Origin of the sequence: Sulfuritalea sp. (genome assembly GCF_031426875.1) — a bacterium.
Classification (GTDB): Bacteria; Pseudomonadota; Gammaproteobacteria; order Burkholderiales; family Rhodocyclaceae; genus Sulfuritalea.
In genome coordinates this window covers 20450-40179 of sequence record NZ_JASJPC010000023.1, presented here as the reverse complement: position 1 = coordinate 40179, position 19730 = coordinate 20450, and the positions used below count along the sequence as shown (strand labels likewise).

Below are 19730 nucleotides of genomic sequence, written 5' to 3'. Positions count from 1 at the left end.
CATGGCCCTCTACGAATCCGAACACACCAAATTCATGCGCGAGTGGATGGAAAAGCATCCCGAGGAAGCGCTGGAACAGCAAAAGGGCCGCGCCCTGTGGTGGGACAAGCCGCCGCGGCCGCTGGAAACGATGAAGGACGATGCGGCGGCGGCAGTGCCGAGCAAGGCCTACTACTACGACGCGAACTGAAAATCGGAGCGTTTTGACGATAACTTCTGGGCGTCTGCCAGAAAAAAGAGGAACCCGAATAACAGGGTTCCTCCATTGTCTTGACGACCGGCAGGACGGCTGCCGGTCGCGGCCGTACGGTCTACTATTTGAACTGGTAGCTCAAGGAGACTCCCAGAGCGTGCACGCTGTAATTCGGTGCGACCTGATTGGTGCCGATCACGTTGGCCATCGAGGCCGGTGTCAGCCCTTCCAATGCCCAGTCGGTGGCCTGGAAACGCTCATAGATGTATTTCACGTTGAGGCTCAGGTTTTTCTGCAAGGCATATCGGCCAAACAGGTCGATGCGATTGAGCGTATTGGTGTTTTCCGGCAGGGGCAACAGCCCTGTCGTTCCCGCCGCCGCCCACATGTCGGTCTTGCCGATCGATTTCGAGTAAGTGTAATCGGCACCGATCTCATACTTCTCGCCGGGACGATAGCGCAAACCCAGTCCGGTCAGGTAGTTGTGATCGGACAGGTTGGCGGTCCAGTCGCAACCCGGAGCTGTCGGATTGGCTTTGCCACCGCCGCAACCGGCAGCCAGGCGGTTCGACCGCTCGAAGTTTGTGTACCGATCCGCCGCTGCATAGACATGGGCGGTCAGTGCATCCGTCGCCGCGATATTGACATCGACATTTGCACCGTAGCCCCTTGCATCCTGAAGCCCGTAGTAGGACTTGGTGTAATTGTCATCCTTGAAGTCGAAGCCGAGGTGCACGTCGACTTTTTCCATCGGCTCGAAGTTCACGAAGGCATGGATCTTGTCGCGCGTGCGCGGCGCCATGAAGAACTTTTTCTGGAACGGGTTGTTGTCCCAGCTTTGAGCGGCGACATAGGCCGGGGCAAACGACGCGGCAAAAGGCGCCGCAAAGAGGTAGTCCGATGTCTGGCGGTCGGACCAAGCGTAGCTCAGGCCGCCGGCGGTCGTGTCGCTGAAATGATGATGCACTTCGGCCTTGAGCGTGTGCTCCTTTTCGTTGCTTACGGCTTCGAAGGTTTTCTTGGCCCACTCATATTCCCCGCCGAATTTCAGCTTGGTATGCGCAGACAGTCTGTAGATCGCTTCGACTTCAATCAGTTGCTTGGTGCTGCTGCCTGGCAGGTTGGTCCGCCAGCGGTCTGAATTGGCCACCACGTTCTGATTGGTTGAATCGCCGCCGATGTAGTCATAGAGCGACTGCGGCGTCTTGTTGGCCTTGTCGTCGTAACGGTAGGCGGCCACCAGGTTCCAGTCGCTGCTCAGTTTCGACGTCAGTTTCATGTCCAGGTGGGTGTTATTCACCTTGCCCTCGAGCGAGGAGCGCGGCATCGGATTGGTAATGACAAGCACCGGGTTCGAGGTGTACGGCAGGAAGGAATCGTTCTGGGTCAGGCGGGAATAGCTGAACGTGCCGGCCAGCCGGGTCGCCTTGGAAAGCTGATAGCCCAGCGAAGCGCTGAGCTGGTGCGCCTGGTTGTCCGGCGGCAGGCCGATCTGGCCGTAGGCCGGAAAGCCTGTGCCGGCAGTCCAGCCCGCGATGGTCGTGTAAGCGTTCTGGAACTGCAAGAACGGCTTCTTGTTGTCGAACAGCGAAGCGGAATATCCCGCCTGAAATTGAAGCTTGTCCGTGGTGTAGCGGGCACTGAGATTGAACTGGCGCGTGACGTAATCGACCGGTTCGGGAAGCACCGCGGCGCGCGGGTTACCGCCGCTATTTCCGAAAACAGCGCCGAGCAGACGATTGCCTTGCTTGGTCTCGTGCTTGAAATCGACGGCGACATCCCAGTCCCCGCCAAGCAGTTTGGTCAGACCGAACGCGACGGACTTGCGCTGGGTTTCAATGTTGAACGACTTCATGTTGCCGGTAAGCTGCGTCATTCCCGGCGTAGTGGCACTGGCAACCCAGCCAGCCGGCAGGTCGAGCCGGGTCGAGCCCGGATTGACGTAGGGCGTCTGATAGCTGTCATACCAGAGCTTGCTGATTTCGTCGTATTCCAGGCTCAGCCCGTAGTTGCCCTGCTCGCCGCCCTTGATTTTGAAGTTGCGTGAGTCGAGGCCGAGATTGGTGGCGTCAATTTCGAGATAATTCGCATTGCCTTCGCCGCGCATGTTTACCCGGACGTCGCCGTTCAGGTGCGCCCCCTTCTTGTGCATGCCCGTGTAATCGCCGAACTTGTAGCTGCTTTTCGACACGTCGAGCACGCCGAAGCTGATTTCGCTATCGGGCCGGATCAGGTTGAGAACTTCCTCGCTGGGGCCGTCGGTTTGCGCCATCAGATTGGGTGCCGCGGCCATGAGCCCGATGGCGGAGATCGAGACCGCCAGAATCTTGCGTACCGGGTGCCGATTAAGTCTTGTTTTCATGCCATTCTCCCTTGCAATCAGCGTGTGAAGCGCGGGCCGGACGGGTGATTCGACCCGTGGACCTGCGTATGACAGTTGGCACACGCCCGCAGCACCATCTGCTGAGCCGCGCCATTGGGCGGCAAGCCAGAACCGCTATAGACGTTGCCCGGATGGTTGGTGTAGTCATGGCACTGCTCGCACAGATAGGGCTGCCGCGTTTTCAACAAGGCCGTGTTGTTTGAACCATGCGGCACGTGGCAATTGGCGCAGTTGTCGGCGGCCGGCGGATGCTCCCAGAGGAAGGGGCCGCGCTTCTCCATATGGCAGCTGTAACAGGTTTCGTTCAGCGTGTTCTTGATCAGCAGCTTTGGTCCAGTGGAGCCGTGCAGGTTATGACAGGCCGAGCAGACTACCTTGCCCTCGTTGACTGGGTGATGGGAAGGTTTGCGCATCTCGACGCGCTGATCCTTGTGGCAGGTATAGCAGACCTCTGCCTGGGCATACTTGTCGCGCACCAGATCCTTCTTGCTGTGCACCTTGTGGCAGGCGTTGCAGGAAACATCGCCGTTTGCATGCTGACTGCCTGGCCAGTTCATCCGATTGCCGCCCTTGTGACAGCTCATGCAGGCCGCGTCGCGCTGCTCGGCGGAAGTTGGCGTATGCGAGCGAAAACTGCGGTCGACCTTTGGCGGCTTGTCGCTGCCCTTGTGAGTTCGGTGCTTCTCACTATCGCCGTGACAATCAGTGCAAGTCGGGGTGCGTTTGTCTGCCTTGACGCCATGCTTGGTCTTTCCGATGGCGAGTACGCCCGGGTTCAACTCGAGCATGGTGCCCGCCCCAGTAGGTTCATCGGCCTCGTCGTGGCAGCCGGTGCATTTCGCATCGCCCTTGAGGATCAGATCCTTGGCATTGGGATCTGCAGCGAGATTGACCTTCGTCGGTGCCGCCTTGGGCGCATCGGCCGCCAGCAGTGGCGTGGCGGCCGCCAAAGTGCCGATGACGGCACAAAAAGCGAGTACGTGTCGAGCTAATTGCATGTGAGTTCCCTTTATGCCATCGCGTCTGGAGCGCCGTAACGGGAGTCATTGCCTCGAATTCCCGCTGCCCATTGCTGCGCGCAACCCCAATCAGCGCGAGAGGATGCTTGACGGCCTGATACGGATCAAGCCCCCGGAAGCGGCTTTGTAACTATCACTTACATATGCTTACATTGTGACCCGTATTTTTTGTGGGCCGGCAGTGTGAAATTGTTTCTGGCACACTCGTCTCTGGTATTTTTTGATGCTCCAATGCGAAATCCCATTAAATCATGAGGCGTATTTATATTATTGAATACGTTACATTATTTACATAACATTCCCAGTCGTAAGAATCCCTTTCGGGAAAAGTCCCACGGGTGAGAAACCAAGTAAAACACTCTGCCTTTGCCCATGCCGGCAAATGTAAGTTTTTGAAAATTGTTACAATACAACATTGCGCCGCGCCGCACTCAATGTCCGCCATGCCAGTTTTGGTCTGGCGCCGGCGATGCCGGCCGCGCCAGACCAACTTGAGGATGATTGAGTGGAACAGGCACCGCGACTATTGCTGATGGACGGCGATGCCGTGCTTTGCCAGGTACTTACCGACTATCTTCAGGGGCAGGGGTTCGGCGTGACCGTCGCCCATGACGGCGACACGGGCTTATTACAGGTCTCGCAGGGCATCTATGACTTGGTCATTGTCGATGACCGGCTGCCGCGCCTGGGCGGCATCGAAGTGCTGCGGCGCATTCGCCGTCAGGGCGAACTGCCGGTGGTGATACTGAGCGCCGGAAACGACGACATCGAGCGCATTGTCGGTCTGGAGTTGGGCGCCGATGATTACTTGTCGAAGTCTTGCAACCTGCGCGAACTGGTCGCACGCCTGAACTCCATCCTACGTCGCACGCGGCTTGCCCTGGCCGCGGAGAGGATGCGCGGTAGCGGTATTGAAAGCCTGAATCTCGTGCCGTCCCAGCGCACCGCGATCTGGCGCGGCGAGCCATTGCCGCTGACCAGCACCGAGTTCGATGTACTGGAAGCCTTGTTCCGCCGTCCGGGTCACGCGGTACGCAAGGCAGAGCTTGCCAAGACGGTGCTGGGGCGCGAGATCCAGCACTATGAGCGCAGCCTCGACATGCACATCAGCAACTTGCGTAAAAAGCTCGGCAAACTTGCCGACGGTCGCTCGCCGATACTGACGGTGCGCGGCACCGGCTATCAGTTGCTGAGGAAGTAAGCCCGGCGCCGGCGGGTCGCCAACGCCAACTTTCAACGCCGGGCAGCAGCGATCACAGCGACAGGATCCAGCGTGCCAGGTTGCCCAGTTCGTCCGGATCCCGGGTGTCGATGATCGGGTGCTTCTCGTCGGAACCGTCTTGCAACTGGACCATGCGTCCGCTGGTGATGTGCTCGACTATCACCTCCACACCGTCGGGCTTGGTTCTCAGTCGGGCGGCCACTCTGTTGTAGGCAGGGCCCTTCTTGGTCTTGTCGATGGCGTGACACTTGAAGCAGTCGTTCCTTTTTGCCAGCGCCCTGGCGGCCTCGGCGTCAACCTGCGCCTGCACCGGAGCAACGCCGGCCATCGCAAACAGCAGCGCTCCCGCAATGGAAACCGCAGATCGAGTCCTCATGACGCCCTTCGCCGCCGGCCCCGCTTCAAGGTACATGCCCTGAAGCGGGAATCGTTCAATGTCCGCCGCCGAAGAAACCGATCGCGATCATCACCAGCAGGGACAGGCCGAAGAAGATCAGGACCAGGCCGAGGATTTTCGAGCCGATCGTGAAGGGCCGTGACGGCGCATCCACCAGGTACTTCTCCAACTCTCCGGTTTCAACCAGGCGCTGGTACTGCGCCGCGTGCTCATGCTTGAACTCGTCCAGCGACTGGGTGCCGGTGAACATCACCACGTCCGGCGGCGGCAGCTTGTCGGGCCGGAAGTGGTTGTTGAAGAAATGCACCGTGAACAGGAAGACCGCCGCAAGGAAGGCTTCCTCGCCATGCACCACCATCGCGACGTTGAACACCCAGCCGGGCAGCACCGAGGCCACGACATGCGGGAAGGCCAGCATCATGCCGCTGCCGCCGATGATGGCCATACCCCAGAACACTGCCCAGTAGTCGAACTTCTCCCAGTAGGACCAGCGTTCGATGGCCGGACGCGGCCCCTTGCCGACGAACCACTTGAACATGCCGATCATGTCGTACATGTCCTTCCAGTTCGGCACGAAGGAGTCGGGACCGAATATCTTGAAGTCCTTCCATTTGCGCAGGATGTTGATCGACACCGCGATCAGGTGGATGAAGAAGATACCGAGCATGGTGAATGCCGCGACGCGATGCACCAGGCCGGCTGTCTTCGGACCGCTGAATGCAGCCATGACGGCCTTGGCCCAGCCGGTCTCGGCATAAAACGCCGACATCCCGGTCAAAACCAGAGTCATTACGCTGATCGCGAACAGCAGGTGCGCCAGGCGCCACATCGCTCCGAAACGCCTCACGTGCTTCTTGGCCAGTTCGTCCCGCCGCTCGCCAAACGGCAGCTTTTCTACGGGTATCGCATCGGTACGGATATGCCAATGGTGCACGCCCTGCTTGCGATCCGCATACTCGCGATACCACCACAGGCCGGAATGCAGCCAGAAGAAGGCGAAGACGCCGATCAGCAGGGCGATCATGGCTTTCGTGGTGAGCCAGATTTCCGGATACTTCGCGAAATTGTCGCTGGTGCCGTGCGGGCTGAAGGTCAGAAAGCCGGCGGTGGCGAGCGGCAGGTCCTTTTTGCCGCTGTGGCACTTCTGGCAGGCCTTGAGCCGGTTCTTTTCGTTCATGCGCGACTTCGGATCCTTCGACGGCTGGATGCCATGGCTGCCGTGGCAGTCGAAACATTTCGCGGTGTAGGCATAGCCCAGGGTATTGACCTGGCCGTGATAGGAATTCTTGTACGACTTGAAGGCATCCTGGTGGCAATCGCCACAACTGGCCGTGATCGACAGCTTGGCCTTGTCGGTGGAGCTGCCGACGATGTCGTGGGTGGTGTGGCAGTCTGAACAGACGGCCGTCTTCAGGTTCTTCTTGTCGATGGCCTCCTTGCCGTGGATCGACTCGCTCCACTCTTCGAGGTGATCGGTATGGCACTTGTCGCCGCAGACATTGGGCACGGTGAGGTGCCACTCCTTGCGCTCGGGCGTGCCGCGCGGCGGCACGTCGAAGGTATGCACGTTGTGACAATCGCTGCAGATTGCCATCAACTTCGTCGGATCGTCCTTGTCCGGCTTGGCGTGGAAGGACTGCTTGTAGGCGGCGACGTTTTCCGCAACGATGCCGAGGCGGGGTTTCTCGGCGGTCTTGCCCTGCTTCTTGGTTGCTTCCCAGAGGTCGAGGTGGCACTGGGCGCACTCGGCTTTCTTCACTCCCTTGGCGATCTGGTGCGGCGAGACGTTGTCGGTGATTTCCAGGTGGCAGGCAACGCAATCCATCCTGGCGTGCACGCTCGTCGCATATTTGTCCGGAACGACTGCCTGTACCGCGCGCTTTTCGCCATTGCTGGCGAGCATTTCCAGCTTGCCCTTCTTGCCGTCATGGCAGCTTTGGCAACTGGCGTTGTCGAGCTTGACTGCTGCTGCGGGGGCCGCTTCCTTGGCCGGGGCCGCAAGCAACGATCCGCTGCCCAGAATTCCGCCCACATAGACCGCTGCCGCCACTACCCATGCTGCAAACTGGCTGGTACGCATGATTCGCTTTCCCCGCTACTCGTTGTTCTTATGCCTGGTCACGCGCAAACGGCTGCACCAGGAAACGCTGCCGGGGCCTTTTTATCAGGCCCCGGCAGGTTGCATCAGATCATTGCGACAGGATCCACTGCGCAAGGTTGCTCAACTCTTTCGGGTCCTTGGTTTCGATGATCTTGTGATCCTCTTCGGTGCCGTCCTCGAGCTTGACCTTCTTGCCCTCGGTCATTTGCTTGATGGCTTCTTTCTCTCCGAGTTTCTTTTCCTTGTACTTGGCGGAAATCTTCTTGTAGGAAGGCCCTTTCTTGGTCTTGTCGACCGCATGGCATTTGAAGCAGTCGTTCTTCTTCGCGAGCGCCTTGGCCGCGGCTTCATCGACCGCCGCATGCACGGGCGCCAGCCCGGACAGGGCGAACAACAGTGATCCGGTCAGCAAAAGGGTGGATTTCATTCTCATGATCGAACTCCGATAATGGTTGGCGTAAATGTGAACCTGCTACTTGCTGCAACAATTTCCGTATCAGGATGCATGTCGATGAATACCTGAGGATACCGGCCTGATCTCGATCAGGCGCAGGCTCGCTCGACAGCGCGACGGCATCCTAGCATGTCACCAAACCGCACCCGCGGCCACCTTGGCCACCTCGGCGAAGCCCCGCCCGATGCCGAATCAGACAGCCTTCTCGACGGACGTGCGCTTCTTTTCATGATGAGTCGCCGTTGTATATGTCGATCCAGCCAATACTGATTTACGGGAGGACCGTACTCCGATTGTGCCCTGCGCTATTCATCGTTCAGAAATTGTCCAGACTGGCCGAAAACCAAAGCAATTCTTATGCCCGTAACAATTCCACAGTTCTCCATCAAATCGCCGATGGAGTTGTGGAGGAACCTCCCTTCGATCTGCCTCAAAATCATGACGCCTGTCACTTAACAGTGACAATTCGCCGACAGATTCTGTCGTGCAATGCCGCCCGGAGTAGGCTGGCACCGCACTGGGAGACAAGCCATCGACCGAGGGGGCTGTATTTTCGGAAGGATGCTCGCTGCTAGCCCGTCAAATCCGCTCGAACCGCACGAAGCGCTCGGTTTATCCCGCCAGCTAGCGGCAGACCGCGATTTCGGCAACTGAATTGGCTGCGGCATGGGCTTTTGACTTAGGTTGCCATTGCTTCGCGTTGACGACAATTTGGACACATCCGCAGGGCGTCAATACCGCCCGGCAAGTCCTGCGCATGCTCCTGCATCAATACCAGGCTCACCGCCAGCTTGCGCCGGCCGATAAACGGTGTTCCGCAGCTGCTGCACGCCTCCAACTGATCGTTGGCCAGTTCGCGCGCCGCATTGCGTGCAATCGGGTCCGGCAAGAAGCGCGGCTGCAGCGCAATCGCCTGTTCCGGACACCCTGCGCGGCACAGATCGCACTGGATGCAGAGACTTTCCGTGAACGAGAGCAGCGGTGCCGGATCAAGCTGGCCGCCCAGCGCCCCGGTAGGGCACAAATGCGTGCATGCGAGACAGAGGCTACATTTCCCGGTATCCACCAATACCGTGCCAAATGTCGCACCCATCGCCAGCGCACGAGGCGCGTTGGTTCGCCCATCCGTTTGCCTGCCTGCACCAAGCGCGTCGATCAGCGCCAGCAGGCTCTCGCGTTTTCCATCCACGGCAGGGCCTGCGGCCGGCGCGGTCATGACAGGCAGGCGGACGGTTTGCTCGATCGCCATCGGCACATCCCGCGGAGCAGCGATTTGCAGCACCTTGGGATCGAGGCCCAGCTCAGCCAGCATGGTGCGCAGTTCCTCCAGCGTGAACTCGATCAAGTGGCGACTCTGCGGCGGAGTCGTCGGCGCCAGCACCAGCACCAGGCCGCCGACGCCTGCTGCCAGGGCCTTGAGCCACAGCAGGTCCGAAAATGCGGGCAGGGGATTCACCTCCAGGAAAAGCGCCCCTGGCGCTTCGGTGAAGGGCAATACATGGCGCGCCGCGGCATCGTGCACCACCAGAATCGGTCCTGGAGCTATTTCGCCCCGTTTTTCCAGGCATTCATCCAGCAATTCCTGCAGGGTTCCCGGCGCCGGATGCTGAAATCCGAGTGCACCGCTCGGGCAAGCCAGCGTGCAGCTGGCGCAGCCCTGGCAGAGGAAGACATCCACCTCGATCTTTTCGCCGCTCGAACGAATCGCCCGGGTGGCGCAGACATCGAGGCAACGTCGACAACCGGCAACCCCCATTGCCCCGTGGGCGCAAAGTTGCGGACGGTAGTCGACATATTTCGGCTTGTGGAAATCGCCCGTCAGTTGCGGCAGGCTGTCCAGCGCCTGAGCCAGAGCCGCCGGATCGTCGCCGGGCGCATAGTAGCCATGGGGCGGCACACTTTGCCGGAGCAGCGGCTCGCGGCACAGGTCCAGCACCAGGTCAAAGTGCCGGTCCGCGTTGCCGCTGAATATTCCGGCATCTTCGGCCTTGTCGACGGCGACGCGAACGGACGCGGAGAATCGCCCGAGATGACCTCGCAGCGAAACGATGCGTCCGCCGACCGCCTTGACTGTCGTCGGCAGATCGCCGAGAGCCACCACTCCGGGCGCAAACAGGGCTATGCGCAAGTTCGGCGCGCGCCGCGCCAGTTCGCGCGCCGCCTCGGCGGCGGACACCGTGTCGCCGGTGATCAGCACCGAAGCGCGCGACCGGTAAACCACCCCATCGTGCGGGATCGGCGTACCCGGCGCCATGTATCTCAATCCGGACATACCACCGGCGTGAGCAGGGGGGCTGATAATCGAAAAAGCCGGCGGCACGAAGGGATCAGACATTCTCGGCGAAGGATGGCACGGATTCGACTATGGCATCGATGTCTTCGCGATCGAGCTCGCAGGCACGCGGCGTCAGCGCCAGCAAGGCACGATAGAACGGCGTCGCCGCCATTTCTGAGGCCTGCCGGCAATACTCGGGAATCCAGCGCAAGACATGCCGGTCGAGGAAGTCTCGTTCGCGGCGTACCCAGTCCATCGCCGCCTGGGTGTCATCCGCCTGCCACGCCTCGGCTTCGCGATGACAGGCGATGGCGAGGAAACGCAATTCAGCCGCCAGATGGTCGGGCGGGCTGGCATCGGGCAGCGGCGGCGCGATATCGGCATCGGCATAGGCGGCGACCACGGCCAGCGCAATGTCGCCGCCCCAGTTGCCGCTACGCACCACCGATTCGAACGGCGGCGGTCCGCCGTAGGACTCGGAGATGCCGCCGAACAAGCGGGTGAACTCGATGGCCAAAGCATCCGGCGCAGCGTCCGCGCTCAGGGCCGAGTGCAGGGCGTCGGCGAAGGCAGCGGTCTCCGCCGCCAGCGCTTCGGCCGGATTCACCGGACCGAGTGCCGTTATGAGCTCACAGAAAAGCACGCTTCCCGGCGCCTCGGCAAAACCCCGGGCGAGCAGCCAATAGGTACGGCCGCGGCGGCCGGCAACGTCCGCCAGTGTCGCGGCCGAGCTCATGCTCAAACTCCCCAGAACGAGTGCGGCCCGTTCGGCTTGTAACCGGGCTTGTGGCAGGTCAGGCAGCCCTTGCGGTCGGACTGGCCCTCGTCGGCCAGCGCTTTCGACATGCGGTCGTCCTTGCGCAGATACAGGATGTCTTCCTGCACCTTTTCGTGGCAATCGGCGCAGTCGAGCTTTTCCTGTTTCTCGTGCAGCTTGTGGAATCGCCCTTCGACGGCCATCGACGGTTTGCCGGAAAACACCATCTTTTTCTTCACCGGTGCGTCGGCGCCGATGGCCGGTGCCATGGCCAGGCTCAAACCCAGCACCAGCGATGCAAAAAGTAGTCTCATGACTTGGCTCCTTTATCCAGCGTGTAATACACCTGCGGCTTGTTGCCGAAATGCGTCTTCAGTTGCACGGCATTGGTCGCCTTGATGCGCATCGAAATTTCCGACTTCGGATCGTCGAGGTCGCCGAACCAGCGCGCCTGCGTCGGACACACCAGATCGCAGGCCGGCGTGTAATCCTGATCCTTGCCGATGCGATCCTGCTTGCCGTCCTTGATCGCCTTTTCGATCTTGTGCCAGCAGAAGGTGCACTTCTCGGCGGCCTTGGCCCGCTTCTGATGCGTCGGATGCCGGTCCGCAAAGGCGATGGTCTCCATGCCCTGCGCGCCCTTGCCCGGATTCAAGGGCTTCAGTTCGGTATTCATCTGCGGCACGCCATAGGGGCAGACCGAAGCACAGTAGCCGCAGCCGATGCATTTCTTGTAGTCGAACAAGACCACCCCGTATTCGTTCTTGGTGATGGCCTTGACTCCGATCTTGTCGCAGATGGCCTTGCACGACGGTTTTTCGCAGTGCATGCAATTCATCGTTTGATAGATCTTGTGTACTTCAGGATAGGTGCCGACTTCGTACTCGATCATCGCGTTCCATTGCGCGTCGGGAGTGAAGTGATTTTCCACCGCGCATGCGGACAAGCAGGAGCGGCAGCCCATGCAGCGCTTGGTGTCTATGAGTCGTCCAAATTTTGCCATGATGATTTACTCCCTTATGCCTTGGTCAGCTTGCACTTGGTGTCATTGAAGGAGTTCATGCCCGACGGAACGTCCGGGTGCAACTCCAGCACCTGGTTGATCCAGGTTCCCTTGTTGGCGCCGGGCGCGTAGCCCGGACTCCACTGGCCATAGTGGTAGGACACCGCCAGCGTATCGGGACGCACCCCCTGCATCAGCCTGGCGATACCCTTGACCTTGCCGACGCGGGTTTCGATCTGCACCGTGTCGCCGTCCTTGATGCCCATCTGAGTGGCCGTCGCGGCATTGATCGCAACGTAGTTGGTGTCCAGATCGGCACCGAGTGCCTGGTTGGTGATCGCGTTGTTGATGGTGTTGCCGGACTGGTAACGATGCATCAACTTGTGCGTGACGAGATAGAAGGGGAAGTCCTTGGCCTCGCGATGCGGCGTCGGGAAGGCGTGGTCCTTGGTCGGGATCGGCGAGTAGGCCAGCTTGTACTTGGCCAGGTCGATGCGGGTGATGTTGTTGGCCTTGACGACCTTCTCGACCGTTTCATACGTACCGACGAAGTGATCGGCATAAAGCTTGAACTTCGGCTTGCCGGGGCCCTTGAACACCGGATCGACTCCGTGCAGATACTTGCCCTTGGTATCCAGCTTCTTGGCGACGAAGCCATGCTCCTTGGCATAGGCGAAATCCTTCTTGGTCTTGTCGGTCCAGATTATCTCGACCTGCTCCTCGGTCGTGTAGTCGCGGCCCGGCTTGAACTTGACCTCCTTGAGCTTCCAGCCCTTGTTCAGGTTTTCAAGATACTTGTCGCGGATGCCGACACGCTTGGCCAGCTCGAAAATGATCGACGTGGCGTTGTGTTCGAGGTTGAAGGGATTGGTCATCGGCTGGCGGATCGCGACGATCCCGGTCATCTCGGGGTGAGTTTTGGCCGGCGCGTTGTGCCACGATTCGAGGTAGGTTTTGTCGGGCAGGACGATATCGCCATACCAGGCCGTTTCGGTCATCACAATATCGATCACCACGTTGAAGGTCTTGGTCATACCCTCGAACTGCTGCCAGGCGTTGGAGGTCGAAACCGCCCGGTTGGTGCCGTAGAACATCTGCATTTCCGGCACGTAGCCCAAGCCCCAGGACTTCGGGTCGAGCAGGGTGATGTTGGTCTGCTGGCCGATGTTGTGGTGCGAGTTCGGATGAAACACGGTTTGCTGCATGTCGGTGCGCTTCGGCGGATAGTCGCACTTCGCGGGTTCCAGGTACTCCGGATGGTTGTTCGGGTGGTGGAGCAGGAAGCCGCCGACGGCGTCGATCGCCCCCACCAGCGAATTGAGGATCAGCAGGGAACGCGAGTTCTGCACGCCGAACTCCTTGGCGGCAAGTCCGCGGAAGGTGTAGGCCGCGACCGGGCGATAGCGCAGTTTGACGCCGTCGATTTCCTTGAACTCGCCGATATGCGCTTCCTTGGCAAAGGTTGCGGCGAGGCGCGTGATGGTGGCGGCAGGTACGCCGGCCACTTCTTCGGCATATTGCGGCGTGACGTCCTTCAGGCTGTCGGCGAACACCGTGAAGGCGGTGCGTACCAGCTTGCCGTCGACCGTGTAGCTGCCCTTGAGCGCCGGCTTGACGTTGGCGGTGTATGCCGCGGCGGCGTTGCTCACCGTATCCCAGACCAGCGGCGTCTTGCCGTCCTTGTCCATCACGATCTTGCCGTCGGCGCCCACCAGTTGCGGCGAGTTGGTGTAGGTGGTGAGGAATTCCTCGTCGATCGTGCCGGCATCGATCAACTGCTTGCACATGGCCAGAATCATCACCACGTCCTTGCCCGGACGCACCGGCACCCATTCGTCGGCCTTGGCTGCGCAGCCGGAAAGCCGCGGATCGATGACCACGGTCTTCAAGCCGCGTTCGCGCCCCTGCGCGGTAGCCCAGTCGAGCCAGCGCGAGGTCTGCTCGCCTTCGTGGTAGTTGGCGCCGAAATTGAGCAGGAGATTGGTGTATTTCAGATCGGGCAGATGGCCGTGATAGCCCCAGGTCAGCTCATCGGCAACGTGCCGCGCCGCCTCGCACAGCGTGGTGCGGTGTATGGCATTCGGCGTGCCGAAGGCGCCGCACCAGGCTTTCAGATTCGTGTCGCCGATGAGGTACTTGCCTTGACCCCACTGGAAAACCAGTTTCGACGGATTGTCCGCCTTGATCTTGTTGAGCCGTTCCGCCACGAGCGTAAAGGCTTCGTCCCAGCTGATCTCGACAAAGCCGGGGTTCTCGTTCGGCCCCTTCTTCGGGTTGGTGCGCTTCAGCGGCTTCTTCAAACGATAGGGATCGTAAGTGTTGTACATGCCCGAGGCGCCCTTGGGGCAGATGCCGTGGTTATATACCTCGGCGCGCGCGGCATCGGGGTAGATGGACTTGACGATGCCATTCACCACGTTGCCCTGGATGCCGCAGAAGTTCGGGCAGATCGAGCAGCCGGACTTGAAGGTCTTGACCTCCATCGACTTGGCCGCCGCCGCGGGTTTGGCTTTCGCCGCCGCCGCGAGGGCATCGAAACCGACGCCGGAAGCCGCTGCGCCGCCGAGGGCGCCCATGCCCTTGATGAAACCTCTTCTTCCGATTTCCATATCATTGACTCCTAGATGTTGTTGCCATTGCTTCGAATGGACGTCGCATGGTGAGACTTGCCCGAAAACTGTCCGCGCCCTCGGGCCGCCATGGCGGTTACCGCGCGGTAACATGACACTTGGGCAGCCGTCGCGCTCGCCCTACCGCACCACAGGCCAGCAAGAGTTGGCGCTGGCGACACGGCGCCGCATGCAGCAAGGCCGACAGCGCCCCCGCGACGCAGGCGATGCTCGGTTAAAAGCTGGGATGGAGTATTCACGGCAGGGGCCCGATCATCATGTTTGCCCCTCTATCCGCGAGAAACATGCCACGGCGAAAACCCATGCGATTTCAGGGTGTTGGACTCAGGCCCCAGAAAACCATGCTATTAACAATGGCAATCAGGGCTAGAATGGTTACCGTACCGTAACCAGCGAGGACTCCATGGGTCAGCCAATCGAAAGTTCGTTACCTAACCGTAACCGACGCCGTTGGCTGCTCGGCAGCGGATGCCTCGCCGCCGCGGGACTGATCAGTCTCACGCGCAAATCGCAGGCCGCCGGCGGCAAGCTGCGGGTCGGCATGACGCCGGCCTTTCTCCATGACCAGCACCGCATGCTCGGCGAATGGCGCGCGTTCATGGCGGCTTCCCTGCAAAGGCCCGTGGAATTCGTGCAGCGCGACAGCTATCGCGAAACCATGGATCTGCTGCGGCTGGAAAAGCTCGAATTCGCCTGGATCTGCGACTATCCCTACCTGCACCTCAAGGACACCGTGCGCCTACTGGCGGTGCCGCTCTATCAGGGGCGTCCGCATTACCGTTCCTACCTGATCGTGCGCAAGAGCGATACGCGGACCCGTTCGATCGCCGATCTTTCGGACAGTGTGTTCGCCTATGCCGACCCCTACTCGAACACCGGCTATCTGGCACCCCGCTATGAAATCCGCCAGTCGGGGCACGACCCGGCCGGCTTCTTCCGCAAGACCTTCTTTACCTGGTCGCACCGCAAGGTGGTCGAGGCGGTTGCCAGCGGATTGGCGCAAGGCGGCGCGGTGGACAGCTATATCTGGGACACCCTGGCTTTCGTCGAGCCGACGCTGACGGCACGTACGCGCGTGGTCTGGCGTTCGCCGGAGTATGGTTTCCCACCCTTTGTCGCCCATCGCTCGGTGGCCAGCGCCGACTTTCAGCTCATGCAGCGCCACCTGCTCGATACCTCGCGCAGCGAAGCCGGACGACGCCTGCTCGGCCTGCTGCACCTGGACGGGTTCACCATCGGCAGTCCGACGCTGTACGAGGGCGTGGCACGCATGATGCGCAGCTTTGGCGAAGCCTGAGCCAACGCTCATCACTTCGATGAACCACTTCGCATGATGAAATCGCGCACCTTCGATGGGCCCCAGGCTGGCAAATGGGCCCGCCCCTCCCCTCCGCTACGCGGCCCACGGCAGGCTTTGCACAGCCTGCCGGCTGCGGCGGCGCGACGCATGCGTCGCGAATTCCCGCCTCGCCCCCTCGCGGGGAGGCTATTGATTGGCTCGCTGCGCTCGAACCTGACACAGCGCGCTTGGCAACGCATTTCACGTTAACCATGCGCTGGCTGTTCGATCTGTCCTTCCGCCACAAGATTCCCTTGTGGACCTCGTTCCTGATCAGTGTCTCGATTTTCGTCGTCGGTGCCGCGCTGATGACGCGTGCCTATCAGGACATGAAGACCGCGGTGGTCATCAGCGCCGGCAATCTCGCACATACCCTCGCCAACACCCTGGCGCCGGCGCTGTTGCACGACAACGTGTGGCGTGCCTTCGAGATCGCGCGTTCGCCGATTCGTGCCGAATCCGCAAAAACCCCGGTCGAGGTCGATGCCGTGGTGGTACTCGGACGCGACCAGCGGATTTTTGTCTCCAGCGATCCCGATACGCTACCGATGCTGACCGATGCCGCGACGCTGGGTCCTGACTGGCTGCAGCTGAGCGAACGACTGGGCACCCCGAGCGAGGAGACATGGCCCTTGGTGCTGGAGCCGCAGGATTCCGGCTACCTCTACCTGATCCTGCCCATCACCGACAAGGACGCGCAACTGGGACACCTGGTGCTGCGCTACGCAAAGTCGGTGTTCCATCCCTGGTTCATCGACACGATCTGGCAGGGTCTGGGCATCGGCCTGCTGGTGCTGGCGGTGCTGATTCCGATCAACTGGTACTGGGGCAGCCGCATGGCTACGCCGCTGGTCGACCTGGCGCAACGCATGGGCATGATGCTGAAGTCGGTTCCCGATCCCCTGCCGCCCGATCTCTATCCCTATCGCGACGAACTCGGCCAGTTGTTCGCCGCCTACGACCGCATGGTGCTGGCGCTGCGCGACAAGGCAGCGCTCGAAAACGAGATGGTCAAGTCCGAGCGCCTCGCGGCGATCGGCCAGCTCACCGCCGGCATCGCCCACGAAATCAACAATCCGCTGGCCGGTCTGATGACGACCGTCGATACCCTCAAGCTGCAGCGCAATCTCGATCCGCGCGCCTTGCGCCAGCTCGAGTTGATCGATCGCGGCCTGATGCAGATTCGCGACACCGTTGCCGCTTTGCTGGTGCAAACCAAGGTACAGGCGCGGCCGCTGAGTCCGCACGATCTCGAAGATGTGCACACCCTGATCCAGCCCCAGGTCGGCAAACGCCGCATCCGGCTCGACTGGTCGGCGGCCATGCCTGCCGAATTGCCGGCGCCGGCCAGCCTGGTGCGCCAGATTCTGATCAACCTGTTGCTCAACGCCATACAGGCGGCGGCCGAAGGCGGCCACGTCAGCCTGTGGCTGGGCCGCAAAGCCGAATCGGCGTCCTGCCTGTCGATCGAGGTGCGCAATGACGGCACCCTGCTCGGCGACGAACAGCTGGCCCATTTGTTCGAACCCTTCGCGTCGACCCGTGCCGGCGGCCATGGCCTCGGCCTCTGGGTGACCTATCAGATCGTGACGCAGCTCGAAGGCCGCATTGCCGCCAGGAATGTCGACGGCCAGGTCGAGTTCGTGGTCAACCTGCCTCTTGGAGAAAACCCATGCAGCACCGCATCGCCCTGATCGAGGACGACCCCATCATCGGTGAGGCTCTGTCGGAGCGGCTCGACTTCGAAGGCTTCACCTGCGACTGGTTCCGCGACGGCAAGTCGGCCCGGCGCGGCCTCGGCCAGCGCCGCTACAGCGTGATCGTCAGCGACATCAACCTGCCCGACATCGGCGGCGAACAACTGTTCCGCGAGCTGCTCGCCGGCAACCGGGCCATCGCCCCGGTGATCTTCATCACCGGCTACGGCGCCATCGACCAGGCCGTGCGCCTGCTCAAGCTGGGTGCCCAGGACTACGTGACCAAGCCCTTCAACGTCGGCGAGCTGATCGCCAAGATCCGCGGACTTTGCGAACGCCTGCAACCCGCCGCGAACATCAATGCGCGACTGGGCATTTCCACCAGCATGCGGCATATCGAGGGACTGCTGCCACGCCTGGCGGCGAGCCGCAGCGCGGTGCTGATTTCCGGCGAGTCGGGCGTCGGCAAGGAGGAAGTCGCGCGCGCGCTGCACCGAGCCGGCGACCCGGAAGGCAAGACCCCCTTCATCGCGGTGAACTGCGGTGCGATCCCCGAGAACCTCGTCGAGTCGGAACTGTTCGGCCACGACAAGGGAGCTTTCACCGGCGCCGACCGCGACCGGCGCGGCGTCTTCGAGCAGGCTGACGGCGGCACCCTGTTCCTCGACGAGATCGGCGAAATGCCGCCTTCCATGCAGGTCAAGTTGCTGCGCGCGATCCAGGATAGGGCGGTGGTACACGTCGGCGGCGCCACGCCGCACCAGGTGGATATCCGGCTGATCTGCGCCACGCACAACGACCTCAAGGCCATGGTGGAACAGGGCCGCTTCCGCGAGGATCTGTACTACCGCATCCACGTCATCCATTTGCAGGTGCCGCCCCTGCGCGAACGGCAGGAAGACATCCTCTGGCTGGCCGCGCGCTTGCTGGATGCACGCACAGGCCGCGGCGAAGCCCGCCGCACGTTGACGCCCGATGCCGAACGCGCCCTGACCCGCTATCCGTGGCCGGGCAACGTGCGCGAATTGCAGCATTGCCTGGAGCGCGCCAGCGTGCTCTCCCTGACCCCGGCGCTGAGCGCCGAAAGTCTGTTCGGCGCCGACGGCGGCGTACCGGCAGACGCCGAAACGCTGCGGCAACCGCTCAGCGAGCACCTGCAGGACTGCGAGCGCGCCTACATCCGGCGTGCGCTCGCCGAATGCGACGGGCGCATCGCCGACACCGCCGCCCTGCTCGGCATCAGCCGCAAGAATCTCTGGGAAAAAATGCGCAAGCTGGACATGGCCGAAGGCTGAGCGAAGGTACTGGGCCTTGTAGGGTCGACTTCAGCCGGCCTGCGGTGAATGGCGCTGTAGGGCCGACTTCAGTCGGCCAGAGGTGGATGGCGTTGTAGGGCCGGCTTCAGCCGGCCAGCGGTGGATGGCGGACTGAAGTCCGCCCTACATTCCGCCCTACATTCCGCCCTGCGGTCAGTTTCCAACCGCCGGCTTCACCGCGCGGTGGAAGCCGATCATGCCGTAGAACACCGTATCCACGCTGACCTCGACGTAGCCCAGTTCGCGCAGCACGATCGACAGTTCCTCGGCGGTGTAGAACAGGTCCAGCGCGTCGATGAAATACTGTTTGAACTTGGTCGCCGCGGGGCTGCTGCCGACGATCAGGCTGGTGAAATTCAGGCAGGCCTTGAGGTAGGTGAAATACAGGTTTTTCACGATCACGTTGCGCGGCCGCAGCATGTCGGAATGGTGGAAGTGGCCGCCGGGCTTCAGCACGCGCAGGATCTCGGTGAACACATCGCGCACGCGCAGGTGGCGCGAAGCGAACTGCAGCGTGACGACATCGAAGTGATTGTCGGGAAAGGGCAGCGTATGCACGTCGCCGATGGTGCTCTTGATATGGAAGCCCAGGGCGGCGGCGTTCTGCGCCCCCACCGTCTGCATCTCGGCGCTGCGATCCATGGCATGCACATCGAGTGTCGGTTCGCGCTTGAGCAGGGCGACGCCGATGGCGTTGGTGCCGGCGCAGACATCGAGCACCTTCTGCTGCGGCTTGATATCCACGGTCTGCATGAAGCGCCTGAGAAAAGTGCTCCACAGGCCGAGCGCGGCGATTTCGTTGGCGCGGTCGTAATAGCGTGCGATGTCAGCGAATGCGTCGTTGAGTTCGTTGGTCCAGACATCGTTGAAGCGTTCTTCGCGTACGGCCTCGCGCGTGGCGAGCGGGGGGGGTGCCATGATTGTTTTCTCCTGCAGGGGGATTG

16 protein-coding genes are annotated in these 19730 nt (G+C 61.3%); 5 read left to right on the top strand and 11 right to left on the bottom strand.

The window, feature by feature from the left end; genetic code table 11:
* Window position 1: 1 nt before the first annotated feature.
* Window positions 2-190 (top strand): DUF3460 family protein, encoded by a 189-nt coding sequence (locus tag RMO95_RS11055; protein ID WP_310450687.1) that lies wholly within the window; start codon window positions 2-4, stop codon window positions 188-190.
* 124 nt (window positions 191-314) lie between these two features.
* Here RMO95_RS11055 and RMO95_RS11050 read toward each other — a convergent pair whose 3' ends face one another.
* On the bottom strand, window positions 315-2486 hold the full coding sequence (locus RMO95_RS11050; protein ID WP_310450686.1) for an MtrB/PioB family decaheme-associated outer membrane protein: 2172 nt from the start codon (window positions 2484-2486) through the stop codon (window positions 315-317).
* A gap of 86 nt (window positions 2487-2572) precedes the next feature.
* The gene (locus tag RMO95_RS11045; protein WP_310450685.1) at window positions 2573-3526 is read right to left on the bottom strand and encodes a DmsE family decaheme c-type cytochrome; all 954 of its coding nucleotides are present in this window, start codon (window positions 3524-3526) and stop codon (window positions 2573-2575) included.
* A gap of 601 nt (window positions 3527-4127) precedes the next feature.
* Here RMO95_RS11045 and RMO95_RS11040 point away from each other — a divergent pair.
* Window positions 4128-4796: a response regulator transcription factor gene (locus RMO95_RS11040; RefSeq protein WP_310450684.1), complete on the top strand. Its 669-nt coding sequence runs from the start codon at window positions 4128-4130 to the stop codon at window positions 4794-4796.
* Between the two features lie 52 nt (window positions 4797-4848).
* Here RMO95_RS11040 and RMO95_RS11035 read toward each other — a convergent pair whose 3' ends face one another.
* From RMO95_RS11035 to RMO95_RS11000, 8 genes are all read right to left on the bottom strand, one after another.
* Entirely contained in the window at window positions 4849-5193 is a 345-nt protein-coding gene (locus RMO95_RS11035; RefSeq protein WP_310450683.1) for a c-type cytochrome, read from the bottom strand.
* A 55-nt stretch (window positions 5194-5248) separates the two neighbouring features.
* The gene (locus RMO95_RS11030; RefSeq protein WP_310450682.1) at window positions 5249-7294 is read right to left on the bottom strand and encodes a cytochrome C; all 2046 of its coding nucleotides are present in this window, start codon (window positions 7292-7294) and stop codon (window positions 5249-5251) included.
* A 109-nt stretch (window positions 7295-7403) separates the two neighbouring features.
* A complete protein-coding gene (locus tag RMO95_RS11025) occupies window positions 7404-7748 on the bottom strand; it encodes a c-type cytochrome (protein ID WP_310450681.1) in 345 nt (114 codons plus the stop codon).
* Window positions 7749-8448: 700 nt separating this feature from the next.
* Window positions 8449-10023 (bottom strand): 4Fe-4S dicluster domain-containing protein, encoded by a 1575-nt coding sequence (locus tag RMO95_RS11020; protein ID WP_310450680.1) that lies wholly within the window; start codon window positions 10021-10023, stop codon window positions 8449-8451.
* Between the two features lie 73 nt (window positions 10024-10096).
* On the bottom strand, window positions 10097-10780 hold the full coding sequence (locus RMO95_RS11015) for a molecular chaperone TorD family protein (protein ID WP_310450679.1): 684 nt from the start codon (window positions 10778-10780) through the stop codon (window positions 10097-10099).
* Between the two features lie 2 nt (window positions 10781-10782).
* The gene (locus RMO95_RS11010) at window positions 10783-11115 is read right to left on the bottom strand and encodes a cytochrome c3 family protein (RefSeq protein WP_310450678.1); all 333 of its coding nucleotides are present in this window, start codon (window positions 11113-11115) and stop codon (window positions 10783-10785) included.
* The gene (locus tag RMO95_RS11005; protein ID WP_310450677.1) at window positions 11112-11804 is read right to left on the bottom strand and encodes a 4Fe-4S dicluster domain-containing protein; all 693 of its coding nucleotides are present in this window, start codon (window positions 11802-11804) and stop codon (window positions 11112-11114) included. Before RMO95_RS11005 ends, RMO95_RS11010 begins: the two co-directional genes overlap by 4 nt.
* A gap of 14 nt (window positions 11805-11818) precedes the next feature.
* Window positions 11819-14413 (bottom strand): molybdopterin-dependent oxidoreductase, encoded by a 2595-nt coding sequence (locus RMO95_RS11000; protein ID WP_310450676.1) that lies wholly within the window; start codon window positions 14411-14413, stop codon window positions 11819-11821.
* 424 nt (window positions 14414-14837) lie between these two features.
* On the opposite strand from RMO95_RS11000, the gene RMO95_RS10995 reads away from it, so the two are divergent.
* The 3 genes from RMO95_RS10995 (at window position 14838) to RMO95_RS10985 (ending at window position 18765) form a co-directional block, all read left to right on the top strand.
* A complete protein-coding gene (locus tag RMO95_RS10995) occupies window positions 14838-15731 on the top strand; it encodes a PhnD/SsuA/transferrin family substrate-binding protein (protein WP_310450675.1) in 894 nt (297 codons plus the stop codon).
* A gap of 230 nt (window positions 15732-15961) precedes the next feature.
* Window positions 15962-17467, top strand: coding sequence for a HAMP domain-containing sensor histidine kinase (locus tag RMO95_RS10990; RefSeq protein ID WP_310450674.1), 1506 nt, complete (start codon window positions 15962-15964; stop codon window positions 17465-17467).
* A complete protein-coding gene (locus RMO95_RS10985; protein WP_310450673.1) occupies window positions 17446-18765 on the top strand; it encodes a sigma-54 dependent transcriptional regulator in 1320 nt (439 codons plus the stop codon). Before RMO95_RS10990 ends, RMO95_RS10985 begins: the two co-directional genes overlap by 22 nt.
* Window positions 18766-18939: 174 nt before the next feature.
* Here the strand turns inward: RMO95_RS10985 and RMO95_RS10980 are convergent, their stop codons facing one another.
* Entirely contained in the window at window positions 18940-19704 is a 765-nt protein-coding gene (locus RMO95_RS10980; RefSeq protein ID WP_310450672.1) for a class I SAM-dependent methyltransferase, read from the bottom strand.
* Window positions 19705-19730 lie beyond the last annotated feature (26 nt).

Excerpts from the sequence above, each read along its gene's own strand:
- RMO95_RS11015 (WP_310450679.1), bottom strand. The coding sequence starts at position 10,780 with ATGAGCTCGGCCGCGACACTGGCGGACGTTGCCGGCCGCCGCGGCCGT.
- RMO95_RS10980 (WP_310450672.1), bottom strand. The coding sequence starts at position 19,704 with ATGGCACCCCCCCCGCTCGCCACGCGCGAGGCCGTACGCGAAGAACGC.
- RMO95_RS11040 (WP_310450684.1), top strand. The coding sequence starts at position 4,128 with ATGGACGGCGATGCCGTGCTTTGCCAGGTACTTACCGACTATCTTCAG.
- RMO95_RS11000 (WP_310450676.1), bottom strand. The coding sequence starts at position 14,413 with ATGGAAATCGGAAGAAGAGGTTTCATCAAGGGCATGGGCGCCCTCGGC.
- RMO95_RS11025 (WP_310450681.1), bottom strand. The coding sequence starts at position 7,748 with ATGAGAATGAAATCCACCCTTTTGCTGACCGGATCACTGTTGTTCGCC.
- RMO95_RS11020 (WP_310450680.1), bottom strand. The coding sequence starts at position 10,023 with ATGGCGCCGGGTACGCCGATCCCGCACGATGGGGTGGTTTACCGGTCG.
- RMO95_RS11055 (WP_310450687.1), top strand. The coding sequence starts at position 2 with ATGGCCCTCTACGAATCCGAACACACCAAATTCATGCGCGAGTGGATG.
- RMO95_RS11030 (WP_310450682.1), bottom strand. The coding sequence starts at position 7,294 with ATGCGTACCAGCCAGTTTGCAGCATGGGTAGTGGCGGCAGCGGTCTAT.
- RMO95_RS11050 (WP_310450686.1), bottom strand. The coding sequence starts at position 2,486 with ATGGCCGCGGCACCCAATCTGATGGCGCAAACCGACGGCCCCAGCGAG.
- RMO95_RS11005 (WP_310450677.1), bottom strand. The coding sequence starts at position 11,804 with ATGGCAAAATTTGGACGACTCATAGACACCAAGCGCTGCATGGGCTGC.
- RMO95_RS11035 (WP_310450683.1), bottom strand. The coding sequence starts at position 5,193 with ATGAGGACTCGATCTGCGGTTTCCATTGCGGGAGCGCTGCTGTTTGCG.
- RMO95_RS10995 (WP_310450675.1), top strand. The coding sequence starts at position 14,838 with ATGGGTCAGCCAATCGAAAGTTCGTTACCTAACCGTAACCGACGCCGT.
- RMO95_RS10985 (WP_310450673.1), top strand. The coding sequence starts at position 17,446 with ATGCAGCACCGCATCGCCCTGATCGAGGACGACCCCATCATCGGTGAG.
- RMO95_RS11010 (WP_310450678.1), bottom strand. The coding sequence starts at position 11,115 with ATGAGACTACTTTTTGCATCGCTGGTGCTGGGTTTGAGCCTGGCCATG.